Consider the following 5,162-nt stretch of genomic DNA (forward strand, 5'->3'; position numbering starts at 1 on the left):
TCCAGTGGGACTTCGAGTGGTTGTGCAGCTTGGTATAGCCGCCATTGGGGATGATGTTGCCCCACATCTCGCCGGTCACCGTGCATTTGGCCGGATCGAGCGGCTGGCCGAAATATGTGGAGGTGACGGCGATCACGGCTTTGGTGACATGTCCCTTGAGGCGGTTGAGAGCAGGGTGATCCTGATGGAACAGCTCCTTGCTGCCCTGCCAGCCGCCGACCGCCGACATGTGCTTCTCGGGATCGAGCGAGCGTTCCTTCTGGAGGAACTTAGCCAGCTCCGCGTTCATCGGACCGTGGTCCCGGATTCGCGCTTTGAACAGCGGCGTTCCGAAACAATACATGATCGCTTCGTTAAGCTTGATCGACTGCATGAGGTTCCCCGGCAATTTTCATCATCAAGCGCATGGCTTGCCAAGTGTATGGCGTGCGTCGGTCCCGATTTCCATGACTCCGTTGCGCCCAACCCGCAGCGGCCCTATGGTGCGGGCTAATTTTCAGGTTAGTGGCGTCAGGCATGTCCGAGCTCAAGAATATCCGTAACTTCGCCATCATCGCGCACATCGATCACGGCAAGTCCACACTGGCCGACCGCATGATCCAGCTCTGCGGAGGACTGAACGCGCGCGAGATGCGCGAGCAGGTGCTCGACAGCATGGATATCGAGCGGGAGCGCGGCATCACCATCAAGGCGCAGACCGTCCGGCTGCTCTACACCGCCAAGGACGGCGAGCAATATCAGCTCAACCTGATGGACACTCCCGGCCACGTCGATTTCGCGTACGAGGTCAGCCGGTCGCTGGCGGCGTGCGAAGGCTCGATCCTGGTTGTGGACGCCAGCCAGGGCGTCGAGGCGCAGACGCTCGCCAACGTCTATCAGGCGCTGGACAACAACCACGAGATCATCCCGGTCCTCAACAAGATCGACCTGCCGGCAGCGGAACCCGACCGCGTCAAGCAGCAGATCGAGGACGTGATCGGCCTGGACGCCCAGGACGCCGTCATGATCTCGGCCAAGACGGGACTCGGCATCGAGGACGTGCTGGAAGCCATCGTGCAACGGCTGCCCGCGCCCAAGGGCGATCCCGACGCCACCACCAAGGCGCTGCTGGTCGATAGCTGGTACGACCCCTACCTGGGCGTCGTCATCCTGGTGCGCGTGGTCGACGGCCAGCTCAAGGTCGGCATGAAGATGCGGATGATGGTCAGCGGCGCCGCGCGCGAGATCGACCGCGTCGGCGTATTCACGCCCAAGGCCCTGCTGACCGGCGTGCTGAACCCCGGCGAGATGGGCTTCATCACCGCGGGCATCAAGGACATCACCGAAACCAAGGTCGGCGACACCATCACCGACGACCGGCGTCCGGCCGACAAGCTGCTTCCCGGCTTCAAGCCGTCCGTCCCGGTGGTGTTCTGCGGCCTGTTCCCGACCGACGCCGCCGCCTTCGAGCATCTGCGCGACAGCCTGGGCAAGCTGGCCCTCAACGACGCCAGCTTCCATTTCGAGGCGGAAACGTCTGCGGCTCTGGGCTTCGGCTTCCGCTGCGGCTTCCTGGGCCTGCTTCACCTGGAGATCATCCAGGAGCGGCTGGAACGGGAGTTCGACCTGGACCTGATCACCACGGCGCCGTCGGTGGTCTACAAGATCCACATGAACGACGGTTCGGTCATCGACCTGCACAACCCGGCCGACATGCCCGATCCCGTCCGCATCGTGAAGATCGAGGAACCCTGGATCAAGGCGACGATCATGCTGCCGGACGAATACCTGGGCAGCGTGCTTCAGCTCTGCACCGACCGGCGCGGCGAGCAGATCGAACTGACCTATGCCGGCAGCCGCGCCATGATGATCTACCGCCTGCCGCTGAACGAAGTGGTGTTCGACTTCTACGACCGCCTGAAGAGCATCAGCCGCGGCTATGCCAGCTTCGACTATCAGTGGGACGAATACCGCGAAGGCGATCTGGTCAAGCTGTCGATCATGGTCAATGCCGAGCCGGTCGACGCGCTCAGCACCATCGTCCACCGGGCGGCGGCCGAGAAGCGCGGCCGGGCGCTGTGCGAGCGGCTGAAGGAGCTGATCCCGCGCCAGATGTTCAAGATCGCCGTGCAGGCCGCCATCGGCAGCCGCGTGATCGCGCGCGAGACCATCAGCGCCATGCGCAAGGACGTGCTCGCCAAGTGCTACGGCGGCGATATCAGCCGCAAGCGGAAGCTGCTGGACAAGCAGAAGGAAGGCAAGAAGCGCATGCGGCAGTTCGGCCAGGTCGAAATCCCGCAGAGCGCCTTCATCGCCGCCCTGAAGATGAACGACAACTGAGTGTCCATGTCGGGCCGTTCGCGCCCGGCAACCTCACCCGCCCCACTCCGCCTCAGGCCGCATACCGCCAGGGGCGCTGGCAGGCGATTCGGGCGTGGCGGGCGTCGTGATGCCGGGGGTTGATGAGGATGTTGTGGCTTTCCGGCATGACGACGGACGGAACGCGCAGCAGGGCCGAACGTCCCTCGCTCAGCCAGCGGTCGCCATAGGCGCGGCACTGATCGCCATCGGTCAGAGGAGGCGCGTCCTCGTAGCCCAGATAGTTCGTGTCGATCCCAAGCAGGACGTAGTCGTCGGGCAGCAGGGAGAAATCCAGGTCGAGGTTCGCCCGGATCTCCAGCGCCGCCAAGGCGGCGTCGACAGCGGCATAGACGACGGGAACACGGGGCGACGTCCAGCGTCCGCCGAGCAACTCGGCTCCCGTTCCGGACAGGTCGGCATAGGGCAGCCGCGTCAGCCTCCATACGCGCATCAGGCGGCCAATCCATGGGCGATACGGCCGAGCAGGCTTTCCACCAGCCCGGCGCCCTCGTCCGTATCCAGCAGGTCGATCGGGGCTTTCCCGTCCAGGACGGCACAGCCGCGCCGCATCCAGGTCAGCGCCTTGTCGCGGGAGCCGAATGTTTCCAGCGCTTCCGCGAAGACGCGGGCGACGCGGATTACCTTTCCGGACTGCTCCGGCGTCAGCCCGCCCTTGCGGCGCCGCTCCGACATCGCCTTGGCGGCAATGATGATGCGGCTCACCTCATTGGGCGTGACCGTCTTGTCGCCGACCAACCTGTCCACGACGTCCACCGGCAACCCGTCCCGGATCAGGCGGGCGATATCGAGATCGCACGTCACCGGCCTTCCGACAACCTTCTCGCCACCGAGAAGGGCGACCACCTGAGCGGCGCTGGCCATTGTCCACCCTCATAGCGCAACGATTTCAAGCTTAGGGCGAAATCGCACGCTCTTCAAGAGAGGGCATATGAACGCGCACGGATGCGATCACGCCGAAGGCGATACGACCTGGAAATAAGCCTTGCCGGCGGCGCCGCCGTTCCTGAGCCGGGCCGACAAGGCCTGCCCGACGATATCGCCGGCATTCCTGCTCGGCATTTCCACGATGGTATGATCGACCGCACCATGCTCTCCGGTTGCACCGACGATCAGGAACACGGGCTGCGCAACTTCATTCATTGGTTTTTCCTCCGCACGACTCGGAGCATCTTAACGTACAATTGTGACAATTATCATTTTACCGTTCGGTCTAACGCTATGCGGCGTGCCGCCGCACATTTGGAGCTATGTCTCCCGTGCTGGTGCGGGTATCCCGGTTTACAGCGGACACCGCCCCGCCATCAGGTCGTTCCAGCCATAGCGCACCATATTGGCCGGCGCTTCTCCGGGAGGGCCGATCCGGGGTCCTCCCAGATACGTGGCGCCGAGATCCGCGGCCAGTTGGGCTTGCGCATCGGTCCGGATGCCGATCATGGCGAGCCTGATACCGGAATGCTCGACGTTGCGGCAGATCTTTTCCAGCGCGGGCGGCAGGTGTCCGGCGGCGTCGAACTGGCCGCCAAGGTCGAATGTCACGCCATGGATGCCGCATTCCTTCGCATGGGCGACCGAGTGGTCATAGGGGCCGGCAGCCAGAAACACGGACCGGCAGAACGGCCGCAGCATGCTGGCGAGTTCGAGCAGCCGTCCGCGCGGGATGTCGCCCGGAGCACCCTGGATCGTGAAGACCAGGAAACGCCTCAGCACCTCGTCGGTCTGCTGAAGCAATCCCAGGACGCCGGCCCTCGTCCGGCGCGTGCAGAGATTTTCGAAATGAAGCGGCACGTTCACGAAGACGCTGAACCGGTTGGCGATCAAGTCGTCCAGATCCCGTAAGGCATGGTCCAGCGTAATCCGGTCCAGTTCCGCGATCCGGTCGGCGTCGGCATCGCGACCCAGCACGCCGTACCCTTCCTTGACCAACCCCACCGGAGGCCGGATGAAGGGCACGCAGCACCACGTGGAAAGCACGCCATGCTGACGGTCGAGGACCGGCCGGTACTGCCATTCCAGAAGAGTGGCCGGGTCGCTGCGAGGGCGGAGACAGAGTTTGTCGTCGGCGGGAACCGGCGATAGATCGGCAAGCGCGTTCAGGATGCTGTGGAGGGGCTGCTGGTCGAACACGATGGCCCCATCGACCTGACCGACCGCCGTCTTGATCGTAATGCCTTCCAAATCGTCGCTGCCCAGGAAATGACCATAGAGCGCCTGTGCGATGGCGACGGACTTGATACGGGCCGCCTCCGGGGTCAGCGCCGAGAAGGCGATCAGGTAGTCCAGCGTACCGTACCGGCAGAAGACGTCGTCAGGCCCCAGATGCTGACCGATCACCTTGGAAGCCAGATGGTGGATGCTGTCACGGAGTTTAGGCCAGCGCTCGCCGAGGCGTTTCCGGATCGGTTCCAGCCCGATCAGATGGATGCGGCCTGCCACCGCGTTCGGGTTGCGGGCAAACAGCCGCGCCAGTTCGGCCCCAAGCAGAGGCGACGGCTCCGGAGCGGGCGGAGCGGCAGGCGATTGCCGAATCGCCTGGGAGATGGGCGCCGGCCGCTCCTCCGGAGATTCCCCCAGGAAATCGTACAGGCCGGTCCTGATCTTTCCCAGGAGTTCAGACGTCGCCATGGCCACAGTCCTTTCATCCAAGAGGATTGCTCCCTAAGGATAAAAATAGCGACAAATAGCCCGTATTGTTAGTATCCTAATGCATATAGGACTACACGGACCGGCCGGTGACGGATCAGCGGCCGCCTTCCCGCTCCAGGATATCCCGCAATGCCTGCCGGTAGTCAGGATATTTCAGG

6 protein-coding genes are annotated in these 5,162 nt (G+C 63.7%); 1 reads left to right on the forward strand and 5 read right to left on the reverse strand.

The features are described 5' to 3' along the window. Positions 1-373 (reverse strand): 2OG-Fe(II) oxygenase family protein (locus tag AC5JJ6_RS40695; protein WP_496047515.1); only part of this gene is annotated, 373 nt, incomplete at its 3' end. A 143-nt stretch (positions 374-516) separates the two neighbouring features. On the opposite strand from AC5JJ6_RS40695, the gene lepA reads away from it, so the two are divergent. After that, on the forward strand, positions 517-2,319 hold the full coding sequence (gene lepA / locus AC5JJ6_RS40700) for a translation elongation factor 4 (protein WP_496047516.1): 1,803 nt from the start codon (positions 517-519) through the stop codon (positions 2,317-2,319). 52 nt (positions 2,320-2,371) lie between these two features. Here the strand turns inward: lepA and AC5JJ6_RS40705 are convergent, their stop codons facing one another. From AC5JJ6_RS40705 to AC5JJ6_RS40720, 4 genes are all read right to left on the reverse strand, one after another. After that, positions 2,372-2,791 (reverse strand): RES family NAD+ phosphorylase, encoded by a 420-nt coding sequence (locus tag AC5JJ6_RS40705; RefSeq protein WP_496047517.1) that lies wholly within the window; start codon positions 2,789-2,791, stop codon positions 2,372-2,374. Next, positions 2,791-3,222: an Xre family toxin-antitoxin system antitoxin gene (locus tag AC5JJ6_RS40710; protein ID WP_496047518.1), complete on the reverse strand. Its 432-nt coding sequence runs from the start codon at positions 3,220-3,222 to the stop codon at positions 2,791-2,793. The genes AC5JJ6_RS40705 and AC5JJ6_RS40710 overlap by 1 nt, the downstream gene beginning before the upstream one ends. Positions 3,223-3,309: 87 nt before the next feature. Then, positions 3,310-3,501 carry a hypothetical protein gene (locus AC5JJ6_RS40715; RefSeq protein ID WP_496047519.1) on the reverse strand — a complete coding sequence of 64 codons (192 nt, stop codon included), beginning with the start codon at positions 3,499-3,501 and terminating at the stop codon, positions 3,310-3,312. A 138-nt stretch (positions 3,502-3,639) separates the two neighbouring features. After that, complete coding sequence (locus AC5JJ6_RS40720) at positions 3,640-4,983, reverse strand: hypothetical protein (protein ID WP_496047520.1); 1,344 nt, start codon at positions 4,981-4,983, stop codon at positions 3,640-3,642. Between the last annotated feature and the right edge of the window lie 179 nt (positions 4,984-5,162).

This window comes from Skermanella sp. (assembly GCF_059503625.1).

What these genes read in the sequence shown, in the direction of transcription:
- AC5JJ6_RS40715 (WP_496047519.1), bottom strand. Translation starts at nt 3,501, where the DNA reads ATGAATGAAGTTGCGCAGCCCGTGTTCCTGATCGTCGGTGCAACCGGA.
- AC5JJ6_RS40705 (WP_496047517.1), bottom strand. Translation starts at nt 2,791, where the DNA reads ATGCGCGTATGGAGGCTGACGCGGCTGCCCTATGCCGACCTGTCCGGA.
- lepA (WP_496047516.1), top strand. Translation starts at nt 517, where the DNA reads ATGTCCGAGCTCAAGAATATCCGTAACTTCGCCATCATCGCGCACATC.
- AC5JJ6_RS40720 (WP_496047520.1), bottom strand. Translation starts at nt 4,983, where the DNA reads ATGGCGACGTCTGAACTCCTGGGAAAGATCAGGACCGGCCTGTACGAT.
- AC5JJ6_RS40710 (WP_496047518.1), bottom strand. Translation starts at nt 3,222, where the DNA reads ATGGCCAGCGCCGCTCAGGTGGTCGCCCTTCTCGGTGGCGAGAAGGTT.